The 21,992-nt window shown below is 65.6% G+C and carries 18 protein-coding genes and 2 pseudogenes (1 of these 20 cut by a window edge); 9 read left to right on the top strand and 11 right to left on the bottom strand.

What is annotated here, in order from left to right; all coding sequences use genetic code 11:
• The 3 genes and pseudogenes from htpX to EGH24_RS03075 all read right to left on the bottom strand — a co-directional run.
• A pseudogene (gene htpX, locus EGH24_RS03085) lies at positions 1-524 on the bottom strand (zinc metalloprotease HtpX) (it extends 349 nt beyond the left edge of the window).
• Between the two features lie 88 nt (positions 525-612).
• On the bottom strand, positions 613-1,695 hold the full coding sequence (locus EGH24_RS03080; RefSeq protein ID WP_142978697.1) for a J domain-containing protein: 1,083 nt from the start codon (positions 1,693-1,695) through the stop codon (positions 613-615).
• A gap of 4 nt (positions 1,696-1,699) precedes the next feature.
• Positions 1,700-3,250, bottom strand: coding sequence for an Hsp70 family protein (locus EGH24_RS03075; protein ID WP_185903216.1), 1,551 nt, complete (start codon positions 3,248-3,250; stop codon positions 1,700-1,702).
• A gap of 323 nt (positions 3,251-3,573) precedes the next feature.
• On the opposite strand from EGH24_RS03075, the gene EGH24_RS03070 reads away from it, so the two are divergent.
• Complete coding sequence (locus EGH24_RS03070) at positions 3,574-4,686, top strand: 60S ribosomal export protein NMD3 (protein ID WP_142978695.1); 1,113 nt, start codon at positions 3,574-3,576, stop codon at positions 4,684-4,686.
• Positions 4,687-4,730: 44 nt separating this feature from the next.
• On the opposite strand, the gene EGH24_RS03065 is transcribed toward EGH24_RS03070, so the two are convergent.
• The 3 genes from EGH24_RS03065 to prs all read right to left on the bottom strand — a co-directional run bounded on the left by EGH24_RS03065 (position 4,731) and on the right by prs (position 7,073).
• Complete coding sequence (locus tag EGH24_RS03065) at positions 4,731-5,606, bottom strand: transcription initiation factor IIB (protein ID WP_142978694.1); 876 nt, start codon at positions 5,604-5,606, stop codon at positions 4,731-4,733.
• Between the two features lie 141 nt (positions 5,607-5,747).
• Positions 5,748-6,164 carry an HIT family protein gene (locus EGH24_RS03060; protein ID WP_142978693.1) on the bottom strand — a complete coding sequence of 139 codons (417 nt, stop codon included), beginning with the start codon at positions 6,162-6,164 and terminating at the stop codon, positions 5,748-5,750.
• Positions 6,165-6,212: 48 nt separating this feature from the next.
• Positions 6,213-7,073 (bottom strand): ribose-phosphate diphosphokinase, encoded by an 861-nt coding sequence (gene prs / locus EGH24_RS03055; RefSeq protein WP_142978692.1) that lies wholly within the window; start codon positions 7,071-7,073, stop codon positions 6,213-6,215.
• Positions 7,074-7,212: 139 nt separating this feature from the next.
• Between prs and EGH24_RS03050 the strand changes: the two genes are divergently transcribed.
• Positions 7,213-8,574 carry a cytochrome P450 gene (locus EGH24_RS03050; RefSeq protein WP_142978691.1) on the top strand — a complete coding sequence of 454 codons (1,362 nt, stop codon included), beginning with the start codon at positions 7,213-7,215 and terminating at the stop codon, positions 8,572-8,574.
• Between the two features lie 16 nt (positions 8,575-8,590).
• On the opposite strand, the gene EGH24_RS03045 is transcribed toward EGH24_RS03050, so the two are convergent.
• Positions 8,591-9,124 (bottom strand): 2'-5' RNA ligase family protein, encoded by a 534-nt coding sequence (locus EGH24_RS03045; RefSeq protein ID WP_142978690.1) that lies wholly within the window; start codon positions 9,122-9,124, stop codon positions 8,591-8,593.
• A 125-nt stretch (positions 9,125-9,249) separates the two neighbouring features.
• Here EGH24_RS03045 and EGH24_RS03040 point away from each other — a divergent pair, with 125 nt between their 5' ends.
• Complete coding sequence (locus EGH24_RS03040; protein WP_142978689.1) at positions 9,250-10,407, top strand: SPFH domain-containing protein; 1,158 nt, start codon at positions 9,250-9,252, stop codon at positions 10,405-10,407.
• On the opposite strand, the gene EGH24_RS03035 is transcribed toward EGH24_RS03040, so the two are convergent.
• Positions 10,408-10,692: a hypothetical protein gene (locus tag EGH24_RS03035; RefSeq protein WP_142978688.1), complete on the bottom strand. Its 285-nt coding sequence runs from the start codon at positions 10,690-10,692 to the stop codon at positions 10,408-10,410.
• Positions 10,693-10,850: 158 nt separating this feature from the next.
• Here EGH24_RS03035 and EGH24_RS03030 point away from each other — a divergent pair, with 158 nt between their 5' ends.
• Together EGH24_RS03030 and EGH24_RS03025 are read left to right on the top strand one after the other, a co-directional pair.
• Positions 10,851-11,075, top strand: coding sequence for a DUF433 domain-containing protein (locus EGH24_RS03030; protein ID WP_142978687.1), 225 nt, complete (start codon positions 10,851-10,853; stop codon positions 11,073-11,075).
• Positions 11,072-11,395, top strand: coding sequence for a DUF5615 family PIN-like protein (locus EGH24_RS03025; RefSeq protein ID WP_142978686.1), 324 nt, complete (start codon positions 11,072-11,074; stop codon positions 11,393-11,395). The genes EGH24_RS03030 and EGH24_RS03025 overlap by 4 nt, the downstream gene beginning before the upstream one ends.
• 32 nt (positions 11,396-11,427) lie before the next feature.
• Here the strand turns inward: EGH24_RS03025 and uvrB are convergent, their stop codons facing one another.
• Positions 11,428-13,488: an excinuclease ABC subunit UvrB gene (gene uvrB, locus EGH24_RS03020; RefSeq protein WP_142978685.1), complete on the bottom strand. Its 2,061-nt coding sequence runs from the start codon at positions 13,486-13,488 to the stop codon at positions 11,428-11,430.
• Between the two features lie 205 nt (positions 13,489-13,693).
• Between uvrB and EGH24_RS03015 the strand changes: the two genes are divergently transcribed.
• The gene (locus EGH24_RS03015; RefSeq protein WP_142978684.1) at positions 13,694-15,256 is read left to right on the top strand and encodes a stage II sporulation protein M; all 1,563 of its coding nucleotides are present in this window, start codon (positions 13,694-13,696) and stop codon (positions 15,254-15,256) included.
• A gap of 20 nt (positions 15,257-15,276) precedes the next feature.
• Here EGH24_RS03015 and EGH24_RS03010 read toward each other — a convergent pair whose 3' ends face one another.
• Both EGH24_RS03010 and EGH24_RS03005 read right to left on the bottom strand, forming a co-directional pair.
• Positions 15,277-16,272: an AI-2E family transporter gene (locus EGH24_RS03010; protein ID WP_142978683.1), complete on the bottom strand. Its 996-nt coding sequence runs from the start codon at positions 16,270-16,272 to the stop codon at positions 15,277-15,279.
• 63 nt (positions 16,273-16,335) lie between these two features.
• Complete coding sequence (locus EGH24_RS03005; protein WP_142978682.1) at positions 16,336-17,193, bottom strand: HVO_0234 family beta-propeller protein; 858 nt, start codon at positions 17,191-17,193, stop codon at positions 16,336-16,338.
• 128 nt (positions 17,194-17,321) lie between these two features.
• On the opposite strand from EGH24_RS03005, the gene EGH24_RS03000 reads away from it, so the two are divergent.
• The 3 genes and pseudogenes from EGH24_RS03000 to ligA all read left to right on the top strand — a co-directional run bounded on the left by EGH24_RS03000 (position 17,322) and on the right by ligA (position 21,975).
• The gene (locus EGH24_RS03000) at positions 17,322-18,506 is read left to right on the top strand and encodes an inorganic phosphate transporter (protein WP_142978681.1); all 1,185 of its coding nucleotides are present in this window, start codon (positions 17,322-17,324) and stop codon (positions 18,504-18,506) included.
• Positions 18,507-18,668: 162 nt separating this feature from the next.
• Positions 18,669-19,847, top strand: a pseudogene (locus EGH24_RS02995) (aspartate kinase).
• A gap of 16 nt (positions 19,848-19,863) precedes the next feature.
• Entirely contained in the window at positions 19,864-21,975 is a 2,112-nt protein-coding gene (gene ligA / locus EGH24_RS02990) for an NAD-dependent DNA ligase LigA (protein ID WP_142978680.1), read from the top strand.
• Positions 21,976-21,992 lie beyond the last annotated feature (17 nt).

Below are 21,992 nucleotides of genomic sequence, written 5' to 3'. Positions count from 1 at the left end.
CNGCNGNNGCCGNNGAANAGCCAGCCCCANCGGACGANGANGAANGCGATCGTCGAGAGGAACGACGCGATGGTCATCACCNNNACGTCGCGGTTCTTGANGTGNGCGAGNTCGTGNGCGAGGACGCCTTCAAGTTCCTCTTGATCCAGCGTTCGCATGAGGCCGCTGGTGACGGCGACCGTCGCGTTCTTCTGGTTTCGCCCCGTCGCAAACGCGTTCGGGACTTGGGAGTCGGCGATAGCGATCTGTGGTTTCGGGAGGTCGGCCTGCTGGCAGAGCCGATCCATCGTCCGATGGAGTTCGGGGGCCTCGTCTTCATCGACGACGTTCGCACCCATGCTGTAGAGGGCCAGTTTGTCGCTGAAGAAGTACTGTCCCAGCGAGAACAGCCCCATCATGATGACCATGCCGAGGAGGCTGGTGTACTGCGACAGAATACCGATGAAAACGATGTAGAGGGCAAACAGCAGGAACATCGTGAGGACCATCCGACCACGGAGTCCCCAGTCTGTTTTCCATTGCATACACGGGGCTAATCGTTCGACGGGCTAAACCTTACCGAAGCGTGCAGTTATCGCCGTCGATACTGCGGCTACCGCGGCTGACACCCTCCTACCGGGCGTACGGATCGAGCCGCGAGCCACGTACCAACAGGTAGTACCCAATTGAGAACAGGACCAACACCGCAACGACGCCCGCCGACGTTTCCAGTGGAACTGCCGTCGGTGCGAGGAGCACCACAGCGGCCAGCGGCGTGTACAGCCACGGACCGATCCGCGGAAACAAGACAAACGGCAGCCCAGCGAGGAGTTCCACAACCGGGCCGAACACGACGGCGACGGCGAGCCAAACCACCGCTATCGCGCCGCGAAGCAGCCGTGATTTCGGGATCGACACGGCGAGCAACGAGCCGAGCGGCGTGTTGACGACGACGCGGACGAATCGATCGATCGGTGTCGGTACGTACCGCGCGGTGACGGTATCCTCATTGCTGTCCTGCTGGCTTGTTCCGGCAGGTGCTGCCTCCGGCGACCCCCACTCCGCATCCGAATCGAGGACGTACTTGCTGTACATCTCTTCGGGATCCTCGCCCAACACGCTCTCCGGGGCGCGGTTGGGTGTCGCCGACGGCGTCGTGTTGTCGCCTGCGGTGTCGCCCTCGGCGGCTGCTTGCTGACCGGTCGCGTCAGCGGTTGCGTCGGCTGCCGCGCGTCCAGCCTGCTCCGTCGTCCGCTGCTCGCTGCGTCGCTGTCGTTGGTTCGGTCGTCGCTCCTCTTGCGTGCGTGCGCGTGAAGTATCAGTTGCCGTCGAATCAGTCGTGGTCGTCGCCGACGCTGACGTTGTCGTTGATGACGACGCCGACCGCGGCTCCGACAGCCACTCGCTCGGCGGTCGCGGCCGGCCGCCGGCGTCCCACTCCTCGTAGAGCTCGGTGCCGGTGTCGGGCCCCTGATCGTCGATGAACGTGTCGTAGGCCGCCCGCGAGCCGCTGTCGGTCAGCGCGTCGCTGGCGTCGGTCACACGATCGAACTCGCGTTCGGCGGTCGCCTGCTCGCTGCTGTTGTTGTCGGGGTGGACCGCCCGCTTGGCGCGCTTGCTGGCCCTGTTGACTTCCTCGTCGCTGGCCGACCGCTCGACGCCGAGTCGCTCGTAGTAGGAATCGGCCGACGGCGTCCCCTCGTAGCTGTCGCTCATCCCGTTATGGTTCGTTCAGCGCGGGCAACTGCTCGCCGAGGTCGTCGATCTCTTCGGGGGAGTGGTGGAGTGCCGATTCGATTGCCGTTTCGACCTGTTTGCCGGTTTTGAGGTCTTCGCCGGTCACTTCGAGGCGGCCGTCGGTCGTGATCCGGAACTCGACGGCCAGCGACGGCTCACCCGGCGGCCGCGGCGGAATATCCCGCAGGACGGCCGTTCCGATCTTGGTGTTCTCTTCGGCTGTGTCGCCTTCACCCTGATAGACCCGGATCTGCACCGAGGTCTGGCCGGGCTCGACAGTGCCGTAGCTCTCTTTCCGGGTCGAGGTCGGAATCTGCTCGTCCTGCTCGATGATGTGGTCGATCGAGCCATCCGAGAGCCGAACTCCAAGCGACTGCGGCACCACGTCGATCAGGACGATGTCGTCGGTCTCGCCGGGCAGCATCGCCGCGGCGTCCGCGCCGTCCTCGTCGATGATTTCGGCTTGGATGGCCGCGCCGAGGGCGATCGCCTCCTCGGGGTTGATCTCCATCGAGGCCTCCTGCTCGAAGTAGTCGCTGACGAGCTCCTGAATGTGGGGCATCCGCACTGAGCCGCCAGCAAGCAGGACCTTATCGACTTGATCGGGCGTGTAGTCGGCGCGCTCGAAGAGATCGTCGAGGGGGTCGGTCGTCGCCGCAGCGAGATCGGCAGTTAGTTCCTCGAATTTCTCGCGGGTCAGCTCCTCGGAGAACGTATAGGACTGCTCGGGAACGACGAAGGGGACGCTGACCTCGGTTGAGTTCAGGTCCGAAAGCCGGTGTTTCGCGCTTTTGGCTTCCTGTCGAATGCGGGCCAACTGCTCGGGGTCGTCCTCGACGGCAACGTCGGTGTCGGCGTGGATCCCCTCGGTGATCCACTCGACGATCCGGTCGGTCCAGTCGCTGCCGCCGAGGTCGTTGTCGCCGGCGGTGTGGAGGGTTTCGACGCTGTTGATCTCGTAGTCGATCTCGACGAGTGTCGCGTCGAAGGTGCCGCCGCCGAGATCGTAGACGAAGGCGAGTTCGGCCTCGCTTTCGCCGAGTTTCGATTCGTGGAGGCCGTAGGCCAGACATGCCGCGCTCGGCTCCGGTAGGAGGCGTTTCACGTCGAGGCCGGCGATCTCGCCCGCCGATTCCGTCGCGGTGCGCTTCGTGTCGTCGAAGTACGCCGGCACCGTGATCACCGCGCCCTCGACATCGCGGCCGATGCTCGCTTCGGCCTCCTCGACGACGTGTTCGAGGATCAGGCTGGAGATCTGTTCGGGCAAGTACTCCTCACCGGCGACGGCGATCGGCTCCTCGCTGCCCATCTCGCGTTTGATCTCGGTGACGGTTCGATCGGGGTGTTGAATCGCCAGATTCGCGGCCGTCTGGCCGACGTTGACCGCGCCGTCCTCGTCGAACTGCACGACCGAGGGGATGACGGACTCGCCGCTGTTGCCCGTGGTGATCACCTCCGGATCGCCGCCAGCGACGTACGCAACCGCGCTGCGTGTCGTCCCCAGATCGATACCGACGGTGTAGCCTTCGCCCATACCTACACCCTGCGGCCCTCCGCACATAAGCGATTAGGTCGCTATACGTGGTAGTCGGATACGGAACTACGTGAATGAATCAGGTGTAGAAAGCCCTCGACTCTCTCGGCTCCCGCGGCTCGTTGCGCGCTTCGTCGCTCGCTCCGCTCGCTCCTGCAGTGCTTACGTCACCGGGGTTCGCCGAGAGAGCCTCGCCCTTTCAGTCCACCAGGGGGCGGCTGATCGGCTGGCCGACCTACGTATTTATGCTCCTTATTTGAGCACCGGCATCGGCTGCGGCGATTCGCGCCGCTTAAACAGTCGACGCCGCTATTCCTCATGAGATGACGCAGTCACGCGGGTTCTGTCCGGAGTGCGGCGACGAAGTCGCCGAGCGGGCCGAACCACGCCCCGGCGCGCCGCGGGCCGACAGCGACGCCCTCTGCGATAGCTGCTACTTCGACGCCTTCGATTTCATCGACGCGCCCGACCGCGTCAACGTCACTGTCTGCGGGCGATGCGGCGCGGTCCACCGCGGCAACCGCTGGGTCGATGTCGGCGCGGAGGATTACACCGACATCGCTATCGACGCCGTCAGCGAGTCGCTGTCGGTCCATATCGACGCCGAGAACGTCGAGTGGGGCGTCGAGCCCGAACAGGTCGACGAGACGACGATCCGGATGCACTGCACCTTTTCGGGTGTTGTCCGCGAAACCCTGCTCGAAGAACAGTTGATCGTCCCGGTTCGCATCGGCAAGGAGGTCTGCGACCGCTGTGGCCGGATCGCCGGTGGCTACTACGCCAGCCTCGTGCAGGTCCGCGCCGATGGCCGCGAGCCAACGCCCGAAGAAGCGGCCGAAGCCATCGAAATCGCCGAATCCTACGTCGCCGGCAAGGAAGCCGACGGGGACAGAGAAGCGTTTATCAGCTCGATCGACACCGAAAGCGACGCCGGCCCGAACATCAAGCTCTCGACGAACAAACTCGGGCAGGCGGTCGCCAACCGGATCACCGACCGCTTCGGCGGCACGGTCAAGGATCACCCGACGCTGGTCACCGAGGACAGCGACGGCAACGAGGTCTACCGGGTCACCTTCGTCGCCCGCCTGCCGAAGTACACCGCCGGCGACGTGGTCGATCCCGAGGACGGCGGCGGCCCGGTGATCGTCTCCAGCGCGCACAACACCCTTTCGGGTCGCCGGCTCACGACCGGCGAGCCCTACGAGGTGAGCCCCGAAAACGGCGACCTCCCGACGGTCGAACCGATCGGCCACAAACGCGACGCTGTCGACACGACGGTCGTGGCAGTCGAAGACGAACACTCGATCCAACTGCTCGATCCCGAGACCTATGAGGCGAAAACCGTCGCCCGGCCCGATTTCGTTGACCCCGACAGCGAGACGCTGCCGGTGCTGAAGGACGGCCAAGACCTCTATATCGTCCCCGAAGAGGTCTGAGATGTCTGAGTTCTCGACACTGCAGGCCTCACCCCGCTCGCCGCCTACTGTGGCGGCGGCTCAGCTGCCAACGCCTGAAACGTGTTTCGCAGCGTAACCGGCGTGACCGACGCGATATCGGCGGCCTCCTGTTGGGTCAGCTCTGCGTCCGCTTCCTTCGCTGCCGTATAGAGACAGGCCGCGGCGACGCCGCTGGGATTCCGACCGTTGGCGATTCCCTCTCGTTGGGTGCGCTCGACCAACTCCCGAGCACGGCGTTCGATTTCTGACGACAATTCGAGTTCGGTCGCATATCGCGGGAGGTATTCGGCGGGGCTCGTCGGCGCGACCGGCAGCCCCAACTCGCGGTTGAGCGCGTCGTAGGCGGCCTGAAACTCCCCGCGGTCGGCCTTGGCTGTCGTGACGGTTTCCTCGACCGTCCGCGATAGCTCTTCGATCCGGCAGGCGGCGTAGACACAGGCCGCGGCGAATCCCTCCAGCGATCGCCCACGAAGCAAGCTCTCGGCCTGCGCTGACTTGAACAGCGAGCAAGCGTGATCCCGCACCTGCGTCGGCAGCGACTCCTCGCTACTCAGCCGCCGAATCTCGGTAAAGGCGTAGATCTGGTTCCGCTCGCGTTTGCTTCGCACCCGGGCGCGGTTGTGCTGGCGTCTCAGCCGGACGAACTGCCGGCGGCGTTGCTCGCTGAGTCCGCTGTCGTAGCCGATCTCCGTCGAGAGCCCGCGGTCGTGGCGGGCGACCGTCAGCGGCGCGCCGGTGCGTTCAGGGTTCGTCTGGCTATCGTTGAACGATCGCCACTCGGGGCCGTGGTCGATCGGGTCGCTGTCGACGACGAGGCCGCAGTTGCTGCAAACCGTCTCGTCGCCGTCAGCCTGTAGCTTGCCGTCGCATTCGGGGCAGTCCGTGGTATCTTCTGACATGCTGTAACACCCAGTACTAGCACCGAGTAATATAATAGTTGGATAAACAACAACTTTGTGGCCTTGTGGACATTTTTTACCGGATAACGCGACCAACAGTGCGGCTCGGCCGCGGCCAGTGCAGTCGAATCAACGGCCGGGTTAGCGATCTGCGATCGAGTCCTGGATTTCGTCGAGTTCCTCGTCGGAGAGGTCCGGGCGGCTCGGCGAGACGGCGTGGATCGGGCCGCCGCCGTCGCCGTCGAACCGCGGGACGATGTGGACGTGAGCGTGTGGCACTTCTTGGCCGGCAGCCTCGCCGTTGTTCATTCCGATCGTCGTCGCGTCGGCGTCGACCGCGTCCTCGATGGCCGGCGTCAGCTCGTGGACGACGCTGAACACGTCGCTGGCGATGTCGGCCGGCATATCGTCCAGTCGCTCGTAGGGATCTTTCGGGATGACGAGCGTGTGGCCGCGGGCCAGCGGGTTGGCGTCGAGAAACGCCAGCGTGGTTTCGGTTTCGTGGACGATGCGACCGGGAATCTCGCCGTCGACGATCTGCTCGAAGATCGTTGGCATGCGCGGTGATTGCGGCGGCGAGCCTATGAACGTTGGCGACGCATCGCACTACTCGCCGAGTGCGTCGGCGATGGCGGGGGCGACGCTCACGTCGCTGACCGTCCGTTCGAGCGTGTCGGTGCCGACGACGCGTTCGACGCCGGCGGCGGCGAGTTTCGTTCGTGCCGCGCCGGCCAAGACGGGGTGGATACAGCAGGCGTAGACGCGGGCCACATCGCGGTCGTGGAGGGCTGCAATTGCCCCACTCATCGTCCCGCCGGTGGCGATGATGTCATCGACGAGTACCACATCGCGCCCCTCGACGGCGGCGTCGCTCGGCGTGATTTCGACCTCGCCGGTGTCGTAATCGCGCTCCTTCTCGAAGTAATCCACGTCGCCGTTCCCGTAGGCGTCCCGCGTCGCCTCAGCGAGGCCGGTCGCACCCTCGTCGGGCGCGACGAACAGCGGATCGTCGAGGTCGGCCAGCGGTGCGGCCAACTGTCCGGCGGCGTTGACGATCCTCGTCGGCACGTCGAAGAACTCCGTTACATCGGGTTCGTGTGGATCGACGAGCACGACGCGATCGGTGCCGGTGCTGATCGCCCGGGCGACGGCGCGCGCCGAGACGGGCTGGCCGTGTTTGAACGCCTTGTCCTGTCGCCCGTAGCCGAGATACGGGATAACAGTCGTTACGTCGCTCGCGCCCGCCTCGCGGACAGCGTCCTGTAGCTGGAGCAGTTCGACGTGGGCGTCGTTGTCGACGGTCGACGCGATGATGATCGCTTCCTCGTCGTCGAAGTCGGGAACAGCCGCCAGCGTCTCGCCGTCGGCGAAGCGGTCGTAGGTCGGGGTCGTCAGCGAGCCGACGCCCGCAGTCGCCAGCGACGCCGCCAGCGACTGAGCCGTCGATGCGGGAACGATAGTAGCCATACGCGCTCTATTTCAGTCACCCCTAAACGGGGTTTCGGTGTGCGTCGGCGACTCCCTGCTTTCGATGCTATGCCATGCTGCTCGCGGTGTCTACCTAGTTCGGCCGAACGCTTAATCACGCGCACACCCAACCGTTCGTATGAGTATTCGGCCCCCGGGCCCGCAGGGCGTTCCCCTCTTCGGCAACGGCCAGCAGTACGCTGACGACCCCTTTGACTTCATGACGGCCTGCGAGGAGGCCTACGGCGACATCGTCGCCTTCGACCTCGGCCCGATCCCGCTGTACATGCTCACCAACCCAGCGGACATCGAGCGCGTCCTCGTCACCGAACCCGAACGCTTCCCGAAACTCGATATCGGCGACGACGCGATCTACGACCTGCTGGGCGACGGCCTGCTGATGAGCGAGGGCGAGACATGGCAACAGCAACGCGAGTTGGCCAACCCCGCGTTCCACGGTCGCCGCATCCGCACGCTTGGCGACATGATGGTCGAGCACACCGAGTCAACGGTGGCCGACTGGCAGGCCGGCGACCGCCTCGACATTCAGATCGAGATGGCCCGGCTCACCGTTCGGATCATCGTCACCGCGATGTTCGGCACCGACATCAGTGACGAGCGAATCCGCACAGTGCAGGAAAACCTCGAACCGCTGGGTGCGCGCTTCGAGCCAAGCCCGTTCCGTCGACTCATCCCTGACTGGGCCCCAACCCCCGAAAACCGCGAGTTCCGCGCCGCCATCGCCGACCTCGAATCCGTGATCGACGATATCGTCGCCGACCGCCAGCGAACCGGCTACGGTCCCGGCGCGGAAACGCCGGTCGATGCCGACACCGATGAACCGATGGATCTGCTCTCGCTGTTGCTCCGCGCCAAGGATCGCGGCGAGCAGACCGACCGCCAACTCCGCGACGAGATGATGACCATGCTGCTGGCTGGTCACGACACGACCGCGCTCACGCTGACCTATACGTGGTATCTCCTGTCCCAACATCCCGAAGTCGAGCGTCGGCTCCACGACGAACTCGATTCAGTTCTCGACGGCGCGTCGCCGACCGCCAGCGATGTCCGGCAACTGGAGTACACCGAGCAGGTGCTGAAGGAGGCGATGCGGCTCTACCCGCCGGTGTACTCGCTGTTCCGCGAGGCGACGACGGATGTCAAACTCGGCGGCTACCGGATTCCGGCCGGCAGCGGCCTCATGCTGCCGCAGTGGGCTGTCCATCGCTCGCCGCGGTGGTACGACGACCCCGAGACGTTCGATCCCGACCGCTGGACGCCGGAACGCGCTGCCGACCGCCACCGCTTCGCTTACTTCCCGTTCGGCGGCGGGCCGCGGCACTGCATTGGCAAGCAGTTCTCGATGCTTGAGGCCAAGCTGATCCTCGCTACCGTCGCCCAAGAGTACCGCCTCGACTACCTCGGCGACGCGCTTGACCTTCGGGGGTCGTTGACCATGCACCCGAAGGAGCCGGTAGCGATGCGGCTCGAATCGCGGTAAATAAGCGGCTCGTCGATCAGGCCGGCAGCCCGAATCGCGCCGCTGGTTTGCGGTGTCTCGAATCCCAGATCACGAGTTCCGAAACCGTCCACGTGACCGGTTCGATCTCCCGCTCTCGCAGCTGTTCTACCGCCGCCGCGGCCGCAGCCGATCCGCCGCGGGCCAGCGTAACGTGCGGCGTGTAGTCGTCGCCTTCGAGCCCGTCGACCACGCCGAAGGCGTCGGCGAGCGTTCGGTGAATTCGATGCAAACCGGGGCTCTCGACGGCGAGATAGACGACCGGGCCGTCGCCGCGCGGCGGCTGTTCGAAGGCGTCGACGCCGGTGACTTTCGCCTCAACGGCCGGCAGCCCGCTAATGACTGGTCGCAGCCGCTCCTGCAGCGTCGCCAGCTGGTGATCCGGATGGCCGTTCGCCAACTCACCCTCTGGAAACCGCTTGACAACGAGCGTGTGGTCGTCCCGAACCTGCTCGAAATCGAGGAGCCGTGGCTGGAGGTCATTTGCGAGCCGGCGGAGTGCTCCCGGCACCGGGACGTTGAGGCTGAACACATCCTCGCTCGTCGCCGCGGCCGCAAAAACACTCCTTTCGTGCCGTTCGCTCCGCCCCGTTGGCCGCTCGGAAACAGCGTCGCCACCGGGGATAGGCGTAAGTGTCGTCGTCGCCTTGATTCAGTATGTCCTCCCGCTCGGAGCTTGAGGAGCTCACAGCCCTCCGCGACGGTATTCCCGACGGCGTCTGGCGGACGCTGGCCGCCGTCGGAGCCGCCGTCGTCGGGCTGATCGTCTTCGCTAGCCTCGATCCGATCGTCGCTGTCGGCGCGCTCGCCCTGTTCGTCCTCGCGGCCACGCTCGTCAGCGCGGTCGAGATCGTCGACGCCTACGAGAAGCGCGCGCTAACGGTCTTCGGCGAGTACCGCAGCCTGCTTGAGCCCGGCATCCACTTGATCCCGCCGTTCGTCTCCCGCACCTATGCCTTCGACGTGCGGACGCGCGTCATCGACGTGGCCCCACAGGAGGCGATCACCCGTGACAACTCACCAGTGACCGCCGACGCCGTCGTCTACTACCGGATCGTCGACGCCAAAAAGGCGTTTCTCGAGGTCGACGACTACGAAACCGCGATCTCGAACCTCGCTCAGACGACGCTGCGGGCCGTGTTGGGCGATATGGAACTCGACGACACGCTCTCCCGCCGGGAAATGATCAACAGCCGCATCCGACAGGATCTCGACGAGCCGACCGACGAGTGGGGAATCAGCGTTGAGGCCGTCGAAGTCCGGGAGGTCAGCCCCGCTGCCGGCGTCAAAAGCGCGATGGAGCAACAGAGTTCAGCCGAGCGTCGCCGCCGCGCGATGATCCTCGAAGCTCAAGGTGAACGCCGGTCAGCGGTCGAGACGGCCGAGGGTGCCAAACAGAGCAACATCATCCGGTCGCAGGGTGACAAACAGAGCCAGATTCTCGAAGCGCAGGGTGATGCGATTTCGACGGTTCTTCGCGCCAAATCGGCCGAATCGATGGGCGAACGCGCGATCATCGAACGGGGGATGGAGAGCCTCGAACGCATCGGCGAGGGCGCGTCCTCGACGTTCATCATCCCGCAGGAACTCACCTCGCTGGTCGGTCGCTACGGCGGCCACCTCAGCGGGAGTGACATCCAGTCGGCGGCCTCTGCACTCGAAAGCAGAGATTTCGACGAGGAAACCCGTTCAATTCTGGGCCTCGACAACATCGACGAACTGCTGACGAATCTCACGGAGGCCGATCACTCGAATGTCGGCGTCGAGGTTGACGACGAGGAACCCGAACTCGAAGCCGAGGTCGAGACGGAATAACTACTCGGCGTTTTCCCAGTATTCCCGCCACTCCCGTAGCGGCACGCGTACCTCGCCGAGGCTGACGGTCACGTCGCCGTCGAACTTCCAGCGGGCGGTTTCGGCGTCGGGGCTCATCCGCATTGGCACGTCGAGGGTCACGTCGTCGAGTTCGCATTCGAGTGCCTCCTCGTTTTCGGCGAGTTCGCCGGTGAGGTAGTCGATCAGATCGAGCCAGTTGTCGACCGCCGGCGGCGGGTCGATTTCGTCGAACTGCGGGCTGGCGTCGGCCGACGATGAGTCCATATCTACCCCGTCGCGGTGCACAGTCAAAGGCGTTTCCGCGGTTCCTAGTGTTTGACGATCGGCTGTCGCTCAGAACTCGGGCACCGTTTCGGGTGCAACGGCCTCTCTCACTCGGTCTGTCCATACCCTTATTGTCGATGCCGCCCGAACGAACACGTATGCGGATCGTCCAGGACGCGGCTCACAGCGACGGCGCGCCCACGATCGAGGGCACCGGCATCCGCGTGAAAGACGTTGCGAGTGCGTACGAACACAGCGGCTACGAGCCAGACGAAATCACGCAGTTGTACCCCGATCTCTCGTTGAGTGACGTACACCGCGCACTCGCGTACTACTACGACCACATCGACAGCTTTCGGTCGCCGGATTCCGCACAGGCATGAGGCCACTGTACTGTGATGAGAGTATTTGGATTCCCGTCGCCGATGGCTTACGCCGTCGTGGCTGGACCGTCTACACCGTTCGCGGACAGGATCGACTCGGCGATACCGACCACGAACACCTCTCGTACGCCCTCGAAAACGACTGGCTTCTCGTGACCTTTGACGACGATTTCCTCTCCCTCGTTGAAACTGAGGACCTCGATCATGCCGGTATCATCTATGTCCGACAGGCTGGCCGTGATATCGGCGACGTTGTGAAAGCTATCGATGAGCAACTGGAAAACAGGGAACCGGATGATCGTGGGATCGACTACTGTTAATCGGCCTCAGCATCGGCAACGACAATCCTGCCTCAGAACTCGGGTTCCGTTTCGGGTGCAACACCCTCGTCACCGCCGTCGAGATCGAACTCCTGTCGCAACTCCCGAATCCGGTCGCGGATGTCGGCCGCGAGTTCGAATTCGAGGTTGTTAGCGGCCTCCTGCATGCGGTCTTCCAACTGCTCGATCTGCCGGGCGGCCTCGTCGTCGGTCGTTGGCGCGTCGGTCGCCACGCCGCCGGTGTCGGTTTTCGACCCCGGTAGGTTCGTTTCGCCGACGGCCTTGTCGATGGTCGTCGGCTCGTGGCCGTGTTCCTCGTTGAACTCGCGNTGNATCNNNCGGCGNCGNNGNGTCTCCCCGATGGCACGTTCCATCGCGTCGGTCGTCTCGTCGGCGTAGAGGACGACCTTTCCGTGGACGTTTCTGGCCGCCCGGCCCATCGTCTGGACGAGCGTCGTCTCCGAGCGGAGAAAGCCCTCCTGGTCGGCGTCGAGGATGCAGACGAGCGANACNTCNGGGATNTCGAGNCCNTCNCGNAGNAGNTTGATGCCGACGAGCACGTCGATNTNNCCGAGCCGGAGNNNNCGGATNANNTCGTGNCGNTCCAGNGTGTCGGTCTCGTCGTGCATGTANNCGACGNCGACGCCGNNNTCTTCGAGATACTCGGTCAGGTCTTCGGCCATCCGCTTGGTGAGTGTCGTCACGAGCGTCCGTTCGTCGCGGGCGATCCGCTCGTCGATCCGGTCGGTCAGGTCGTCGATCTGGCCGGTCGCGGGTGCGGTTTCGACGGCGGGATCGACGAGGTACGTCGGCCGGACGATCTGTTCGACGACCTGCGCGGAGTGGTCCAGTTCGTAGTCGCCGGGCGTCGCGCTCACGTAGAGCATTCGTTCGGTCTTGTCCTCGAATTCCTCGAAGGTCAGCGGACGGTTGTCNTANGCGGTCGGNAGCCGGAANCCGTTNTCNACNAGCGAGTCNTTNCGNGANTTGTCGCCCNCGNACTGNCCNTTGATCTGCGGNANGGTNNNGTGTGACTCGTCGACGACNNNNAGGAANTCNTCGGGGAAGTAGTCGAGCAGCGTGTAGGGTGCCTCGCCGGACTCCCGATCCGACATGTGAACGGAGTAGTTCTCGATCCCAGAGCAGTAGCCTGTCTCCTGGAGCATTTCGATATCGAAGGTCGTCCGCTCCTCGATCCGCTGGGCGGCGACGAGGTCGCCCTCGCGCTCGAAGTAGCGGATGCGATCCTCCATCAGGTCCTCGATTTCCCCGATGGCCTGTTCGAGAGTTCCCTCGGGGATCGAGTAGTGCTCGGCGGGGTGGATGAGGGCCGCCGGCTCNNNGNNTTNNACCTCGCCGNNGNNNGTNTCGACCTTCNGNAGCCGGTCGATCTCGTCCCCCCAGAACTCCACGCGGACCGCGTAGCGGCCGTACATCGGGAATATCTCGACCGTGTCGCCGCGCACGCGGAACGTCCCCTGATGGAAGTCCACGTCGTTGCGCTCGTAGTTCAGGTCGACGAGCTNNNCGAGNAGNTCGTCGCGGTCGATCCGCTGGCCGGTCGTCAGTTCGAGGGCCATCTCGCGGTAGTTGTTCGGATCGCCGAGCCCGTAGATCGCCGAGACGCTGGCGACGACGATCACGTCGTCCCGCGTCAACAGCGACCGGGTGGCNGAGTGNCGCAGCCGNTCGATNTCCTCGTTGATNGACATNTCCTTGTCGATGAACGTGTCCGTCTGCTCCACGTATGCCTCCGGCTGGTAGTAGTCGTAGTAGGAGACGAAGTACTCGACGGCGTTGTCCGGGAACAGCTCCCGGAACTCCTCGTACAGCTGTGCGGCGAGCGTCTTGTTGTGCGCGATGACCAGCGTCGGCTGCTGGAGCTCCTCGACGGTCCACGAGACGGTGTTCGTCTTCCCNGAGCCNGTCACNCCGAGCAGNGTCTGNTCGTCCATTCCCGACTCGTAGCCAGCGACCAACTGCTCGATGGCGTCGGGCTGGTCGCCGGCCGGCTCGAAGGGGGCATCGACGGTGAAAGGCCGATCCTCGCCCGGGCGGTCTGGCTGGAGAGGGCCGGACTCCGCGTCACTCATTGGCGACCGTTGGTGGCGAACGTACTTGACGACCCCGGTGAGCGGGTCGGCGGCGACGGTGTCCGTGGCAACGAACCCCCTTCGTTTCGACTGGAAATTTTGCCGGTATCGACCCGTCATTCACCGATTTCCCGTCGTGCTGTCGCCTGCTGCTCTCCGCTCACGATTCGGAGACGTTACCATCCTCCGACACGTAGCCGCGGCCGTGACCGTTGGATCTGCCCTCCGTGCCGGCATTCGACTCCTCGTCGACCGCCCCGCGAGCGTCCTCCCGGTGTATCTGCTCGGGGCCGGGTTGACGGCGACCGTCCGGGTGCCGGTTCTCGTGGCGATTGCGACCGTTGTCGGCCTGCTGGCCAGCGACGGCCGACTCGAAACGCTGGTGACTGAACTGGAAGGCTACCTCCGGGAGACCGATTTCGAGGGCAACGCAGCGGCGAGCCCGCCCGAGATTCCGCCGGGGCTTGAATCGGCAGTGACCGACGCGTTCTCGCTGCCTGTCGTCGGCGTCCTCGCCGTTGGCGTGACGCTCTCGATACTCATCGGCGTCGTCGCCAACGCCCTCGCAAACGCAGCCGCGCTCCACGGCGTCTACGGCGCGCTCACCGACGACGACGCACTCAGCGCGGCCCTCGCTGGCCTCGGCCGCGACTGGGGACCCTTCGTCGGGCTTTCGGTTCTCAAGACGGCTCTCGTCGTCCTCGGTGCGATCCCCGCGCTCATCGGTGTCGGCCTGTTTTCGGTCTCGCCGGCCGCCGGCGGCGTCGCCACTGCGGTTGGTGTCCTCATCGGCGGCGGGATCATCCTCGTCGGGCTGCTCGCCCTCGCGTTCGCCGGCCAGTCGGTCGTCGTCGACGACGCCGGGATCGGCGGCGCGATTCGGAACAGCACCGGCTTCCCGTTCCGACGGCCGGGCGCGTTCGTCGGCTACCTTGTCGTCGCCATCGCCGTCTTCGGCGCGCTATCGTTGCTCGGCTCGCTGTTCTCGCTGCTGGGCGTTTCCCAACTCTCGGGGCTCGTCGGCCCGCTGTTGTTGCTGCCGTTCTTGGATATTTTCAAACTCGCCCTCTATGCCGACCGTAAGTTGCTCGGTGTCGCCGATGAGACCGACTCCCCAGCCGATTCAGCCGATTCGGCTGCGACTACGCCATCGCAGGCCCCGCAGCCCCCGCATCGCCATCGCGCTGTCGCCGCGTTCCGTGACGGGCTGGCCGCGTTGGCCGGCTTCCTCCGCGGCCACCCGCTGCCGGTACTGCTGGCGACGGGGTTGTTCACTCTCGCTGCTGTCCTCAGTTTCCAGTTGACGGCGAGTTTCGGCACCGAAATCCCGCTGCCGGAGGACGTGCGCAACGTCTTCGGGACCGTCCCGCTCGATACGTTCGTCATGCTCGCGGCCAACAACTGGCTGGTGTCGGCGACGGCGGCCTACGGCGGGATCGCCCTCGGCGTCCCGACGGCGGTCGATATGCTGCTTAACGGGGCGATCGTCGGCGCGCTCTACGGCGTGACCGACCAACTCGGCTTCGTCGCGCTCGTCGCCCCCCACGGGATCATCGAGATTCCGGCCATCTTCGTTGCCGGCGGGCTCGGCTTTCACGTCGCCGGCACGGTCCTCGGCCGCCTCACCGGCCGCGCCACGACTGCTGACATCGCCGACGCCCTCCGGTTGGCCTACCGCGTGCTGCTCGGGTTGGCTGTCGTGCTCGTCGTCGCCGCGCTCATCGAGGCGTTCCTGACGCCGTGGATCGCGGCTGCGGTCCTCGGCTAACTGTCGTCGTCGGCAGCTTGTTAGGCGGTTTCGGGCTCGATTTCGAACTCGTCGGCGACGAGGCCGGCCGTTTCGGCCAGCAGATCGATCACGAGCGGGCCGACGATGACGCCGATCGCCCCGAGGCTCAACAGCCCACCGACGAAGCCGATGAAATAGAGGCTGCCGTTGATGTCGGCTGTCCGCTTCGCCAGCCGCGGGCGGATCGTCAGATCGGGCAGCCACGCGATTAGCCCGCCGCCGAGGAACGCGATAGCGAGTGCCCCGACGATGTCCCCGGCGAGGAGGTTGCCGACGACCAACACGGCGATCAGGATACTCGGGCCGAGCACCGGGATGAACTGGAGGACGCCGGCCACCGTAGCGAGGACGAGCGGCGAGCTATAGCCGAGGAAATAGAACACGGGCAACGCGATGAGAAACGTCGCCAGCGCTGTCACCGCCTGCAACACGTAGAGTGCGTAGAGGGTGTTGCGAGCGCGCTCGTGGAGTGCGTTGGCGATATCGCGGTACTCCGGCGGGACGACGGCGATCACGCTGCTCCGGATGTCGCTTTCGTTGTGAAGCAAGGAGAACACCAGCAGGACGAACAGCGCGAACTTCGTAACCAACACGGGCAGGGCGGCGGCGACCGACGTGACAGTGCCCCGGAGTCGTTGCTCGGCGAAGGCGATGAGCTCGGCGACGACGAGCTCGTACTGGAAGCCGGCGACCTCGAGCATGATCGACTCCGGCAACGCGTTGATAAACGCCAGCACGTCGCCGAACCGCGCGAACAGCAGGTAGCCGACCGGGGCGATGAGGACGACGACGCCGACGAACGCCGTCGCGGTCACGATGACGGTCGTCATGAGCCGCGAGACGCCGCGATCCCGAATCCGGCGGCGCAGCGGCGCGAGCAGGAAGGCAACGGTGAGCGCGAAAAAGACCGTTCCGAGGACATCGACGAGGATCACTGCCGCCAGCACGGCGATCGTCACCAACACCCCGCCGAGCACGGCAAGCCGTCGATCCATACAGACCAAGGTTCGGCCAGTTACAAAACCGTTCGCCGTCGTCCACTGCGCGCTGGCAGTGTGTCAGTCAGCACCCGCGACGGCGACACCCGTGACCGAGGGGAGGCCGAGTCGCTGGTGTCGCCAGCCGTCGCCCGCGTTGATACAGAGCGTCCCTGACTCGGTAATCGCGGCGCGAATCCCGCTGCCGTAGGCGAGATCGACGATCGGCTCATCGACCGGGAGCGCGTCGGCCGTCCAGTCGCCGTCTTCATCGGCCCGCGTTCGCAGGCCGTCGCTGGCGACTGCTGAGGCGTGACCGTGGCCATCGCCGGCGACCCGGCTGAACGCGCCGTCGGCGACCGACAGCCAGCCGTTGCCGAGCCGGAACAACCCCTCGCTCGTCGCCGCCTGCGGGACGCCGTGGCCGGCGACATCCGCGGCCGAATCGAGGCCGACGTGGTCAAGCTCGCCATCGGTGACGCGATAGACCCCGTCGTCGGCTGCGACCAACGCACCGTCGATGGCGTTGACGCCCGCCGTTGTGCCGACGTGCTGCCATTTTCTATCTTCATTACCGTCGGTCGCAAGCGCGTAAACCTCGCCATCAGCGTCGCCGACGAGCGGGCCGGTCGGCCCGATCCCGACGGCAACGATCTGATCGAGGCTGTCGTCGCCAACGGCACTGAGTGGAAGTTCCGGCGGCGACGACGCCCGATCCGCGTCGGCCAGCCGACTCACCCGGAGGCCGCCGTCGCCACCGACGAGCACCTGCTGGCTGTCGGCGGCGACCGCGGTTACCGGCTCGCGGTCGGTGAGGCCGAACGTCCCGATCTGGTCGGCCGAGACGGTGACGACGACCAGCCCGGTCTCGGTGCCGACGAACACCTCTGTCGTCCCGGTTTTCGTGCCGAAGACCCGTTTTTCGGTGAGCGTTTGCATACCGGGGCTCCGACCGCGACGCTCAAAAAGCCAGTCACAGGCGACGGGTCCGGCGGCTGGCAGTTCGGCGTCCGTGTCCGGTGTCTCGAATCCAACGACTTAACCACACGTCGGCTGAATTTACGGCTGTGACTGAGGTACTCCTGATTATCGGCGTGATTGTGGCGATCTTCGTCGGCTACAACATCGGTGGCTCGACGACTGGCCCCGCCTTCGGGCCGGCTGTCGGCTCCGGCGCGCTGTCGAAGACGGTCGCCGCCGCGCTGATGAGCGTTTTCTTCTTTATTGGGGCGTGGACGATCGGCCGCCGCGTGGTCGACACGCTCGGCCGCGAGTTGGTCACGAATCCGGGTGTGTTCACCCTGCCGGCCAGCATAACCGTCCTCTTCTTCATCGGCCTCGCGCTGTTCGTCGGCAACGTCTTCGGCGTGCCGGCTTCGACCTCGATGACCGCCGTCGGCGCGATCGCGGGGCTTGGCCTTGCCAGCGGCGCGCTCGACTGGGCCGTCATGGGCGAGATCGTGACGTGGTGGCTCGTCGCGCCGATCATCGGCTTCTGGCTGTCGGCGGTCATCGGCCGATACTTCTACCCCGCGCTCAACCGCCGGATCGCACTGGTCCAAAGCGAGGGTGATCTGGTGACCATCGACCGCGAGGGGACGCTGCCGACGGTCGAACTCGGGCCGGGGACGACCCGCCGTGAGCTGTTCGGCACCGGCGTCGTCATCGGGATCGGCTGTATCATGGCGTTTAGCTCCGGGACGAGCAACGTCGCCAACGCCATCGCCCCGCTGGTCGGTAGCGGTGCCTTAGAGATGAACCCTGGAATCATTATCGCCTGTGTCGCCGTCGCCCTCGGCGCGTTCACGATCGCCCGGCGGACGCTCGACACTCTCGGTAGCGACATCACTTCACTGCCGCTGACCGCGGCCATCGTCGTCGCCACCGTGAGCGCGACGCTGGTCGTCGGCCTCTCGGCGATCGGCATCCCTGCCAGCTTCGTCGTCATCGCAACCATGTCGATCATCGGCCTCGGGTGGGGCCGGGCGACCCGGACGATGCGCGTCTCCCGGGAGTCGATCACCGGCGACGGCGACGACGCCCGTGTGTCGGTCGGCGCGCTCGCCGCCGACACCGAAGGCGAGCCGCTGCCGCCGATGGGCGAAGAGGAACCCGAGGACATCCCGGCCGCGTCGGATCTGTTCAACCCCTCGACGACGGCGCGAGTGATCCTGCTGCAGAACGTGGTGCCGCTGATCTCGACGATCGGCGCGTACCTCGTTTTCCGGTTCGTCCCGGTCTTCGGCTTCTGACCGTTGGCGATTCCGCCCGCGGGGCGACCACCGCGACCACGAAGTGAACAACGTTATGCGGGACCCCTCGTAAGGAGCGGGCATGTGTCACTACGAGCTGCGGAATACAGCGCGGGCGTCCGCGCCGCCCGCCGGAACGCCGGTACTACGGGGTGAGCTCCCGTGCGCGTAGTCGCCAAGTTCGGGGGGACGAGCCTCGGGACCGGCGAACGGATCAACCGGGCGGCCGACTCGATCGCCAACGCCGTCGAGGCGGGCCACCAGATCGCGGTCGTCGCCAGCGCGATGGGATCGACGACTGACGACCTTCTCGACGACATCGAGTTCGATGTCTCCGACGAGGATCGCGCGGAGATCGTCTCGATGGGTGAACGCACCAGCGTCCGCATGCTGAAGGCGGCTCTCGCCGCCCGCGGCGTCAACGCTCTGTTCTTGGAACCCGGCAGCGAGGAATGGCCGATCATCACCAACGACCTCGGTGAGGTCGACGTGGACGCGACCAAACAGCGCGCCGCGGATCTCGCCGCCAAACTCGACGGCGTCGTCCCCGTCATCACCGGCTTCCTCGCCGANNACNACGNNGGCNANNTNACNACGCTCGGNCGNGGNGGNNCCGACACGACCGCCGTCATGCTCGGCAAGTACATGGACGCCGACGAGGTCGTCATCGTCACCGACGTCGAGGGTGTGATGACCGGCGACCCNCGCGTCGTCGANGGNGCNCGCAACGTCGGCNNNATCNCCGTNGACGANCTCCGCAATCTCTCCTTCCGCGGTGCGGAGGTCGTCGCGCCCAGCGCGCTCTCCTACAAGCACGAACACCTCGGCGTCCGGGTCGTTCACTACCAGCACGGCGATCTGCTGAGCGGCGGCACCCAGATCGAAGGCGAGTTCGAGAACCTGATCGACATGCAGGAACAGCGACTCGCCTGCCTCACCGTCGCGGGGCGGTCGATCCGCAACAGCCCCGGCATCCTCGCGGATCTCTCGGACGCACTCCGGAACGCCGGCATCAACATCGACGCCGTCGCCAGCGGGATGGACTCGATCACCTTCTACGTCAACAGCGATCTCGCCGACGAGGCCGAGCCCGTCCTCCACGAGCAGGTCGTCAGCGGAACGACGCTCTCCAGCGTGACCGTCGAGGACGACATCGCCGTGATCCGCGTGACGGGCGGCGAACTCCCGAACCGGCCGGGCGTCATCCAGACCGTCCTCACGCCGATTGCCGACGCCGGGATCAACCTCCACGATGTGATCACGAGTGCGACCTCGGTCGCGCTGTTCGTCGCGTGGGACGACCGCGAGGAGACCCTCGAGATCGTCCAGCGCGAAGTCTGAGCCACTGACCCACACGATGAGTCACGCCGACAGCGACAACCCCTATCTCCGCGACCCACCCACCGAGTTCGAGCCCGTCGACGCGCTCTCAGGCGAGGCGGCCGAACAACAGGTCCAACAGCTTCGGGCCGCGATCCGTGAACACGATTACCGGTACTACGTCGACAACGAGCCACTGATCGCCGACCGTGTTTACGACCAACTGTTCGACCGCCTCCAGACGCTCGAAGCCGCGTTCGATCTCGACGATCCCGACAGCCCGACCAACCGCGTCGGCGGCGAGCCGGTCGACGACCTCGACACGGTCGAACACACCGCGCCGATGTTGTCTATTGCGCAGAGCGGCGACGCCGAGGACGTCCGTGAGTTCGACGAGCGAACCGCTCGACTCCTCCACGATGAAGGATTCGACTCCGAGGATATCGGCTACGTCTGCGAGCCCAAATTCGACGGCATCTCCATCGAACTCGTCTACGAGGACGGCCGGCTCGCTCGTGCAGCCACCCGCGGCGACGGCGCGGAAGGCGACGATGTGACCGCACAGGCTCGCCGCATCCGCGCGATTCCGCAGCGGCTCCGTGGTGACGCGCCCGCGTTGCTGGCGGTTCGCGGCGAGGTGTTCATGCCGAAAGACGGGTTTCGGGAGCACAACCGCGAGCGCGTCGAGGACGGAAAAGAGCCGTTCGCCAACCCCCGAAACGCGACCGCTGGGACGATCCGCCAACTCGATCCGGGTGTCGTCGCCGACCGCCCGCTGGACTGCTTCGTCTACGACATCATGGCCTACGAGGCCGGCGATCAGGCAGGAGACCGCCCAGCAACACAGTGGGCCGAACGCGACGCCATCGAGGCCTGGGGATTCCACGTCGACGACCTCGCCGAACAGGTCGCCGACATTGAGGCCGCAATCGAGTACCGCGATTCCTTGCTCGACGACCGTGAGGACCTGAACTACGAGATCGACGGCGTTGTTATCAAAGTCGACGACATTGAGGCGGCCGACGCCCTCGGGAACACGGCCCGGGAGACGCGGTCGGCGTTCGCCTACAAGTTCCCTGCTCGCACCGAGGTGACGACGATCACTGATATCGTCGTCCAGGTCGGTCGCACCGGCCGGCTCACGCCGGTCGCGCTGCTCGATCCCGTGCAGGTCGGCGGCGTCACCGTCTCCCGAGCCACCTTACACAACCCCGGTGAGATCGAATCGCTCGGCGTTGCTGTCGGCGACCGCGTGCGCGTCCTCCGCGCTGGCGACGTGATCCCCTACATCGAGGAGGTCGTCGAGGCCGAAACCGAGGACACCTTCGCGTTCCCCGAGACCTGCCCGGTCTGTGACAGCCCCGTCGACCGCGACGGCCCGCTGGCGTTCTGTACCGGCGGCCTTGGCTGTTCGGCCCAGCGCGAGCGCGCCATCGAGCACTACGTCAGCCGCGGCGGGCTCGATATCGAGGGCCTGGGTCCCGAGCGTATCGGACAACTCCGCGAGGCCGATCTGCTCGATTCGCTGGACGACCTCTACCGACTCGACCGCGAGGAGTTGGCCGCACTGGAAGGATGGGGTGAGAAGAGCGCGCAAAATCTGCTCGATGAGATCGACGCTGCCAGCGAACCGCCGCTTGATTCGTTCCTTACTGCTCTCTCTATCCCGGAGGTCGGCGGCGCGACCGCGACCGCGCTGGCCCGGGAGTTCAGCTCCCTCGACGCCCTGATCGACGCCGACAGCGACGCCCTCGAAGCCATCGACGACGTAGGCCCAATCGTCGCCGAGACGATCCGGGACTTTTTCGAGAACCCCGACAACCGTGCGGCCATCGACGCGCTGCTGGAGGCAGGTGTCGACCCGCAGCCGGTCGAAGGGGCCGACGCTGGCGACGAACTCGCCGGCCTCACCTTCGTCTTCACTGGCTCGCTGGCGGTCTCGCGGGACGACGCCCAGGCGCTGGTCGATGCCCACGGCGCGAACGCGACCGGCAGCGTCTCCGGCAACACCGACTACCTCGTCGCTGGCGACAATGCCGGCCAGCGGAAACAGGATGACGCCGACGCCAACAGCGTGCCGATCCTCTCCGAGCGCGATTTCGCCGAACTGCTGGCCGACTACGGGATCGCCTGGCCGCCGAGCGAGTAGGCGGTCGGCTCGATAGA

This window comes from Halonotius terrestris, from assembly GCF_006861665.1.
GTDB lineage: Archaea > Halobacteriota > Halobacteria > Halobacteriales > Haloferacaceae > Halonotius > Halonotius terrestris.
This window is presented reverse-complemented; position numbering and strand designations above follow the sequence as displayed.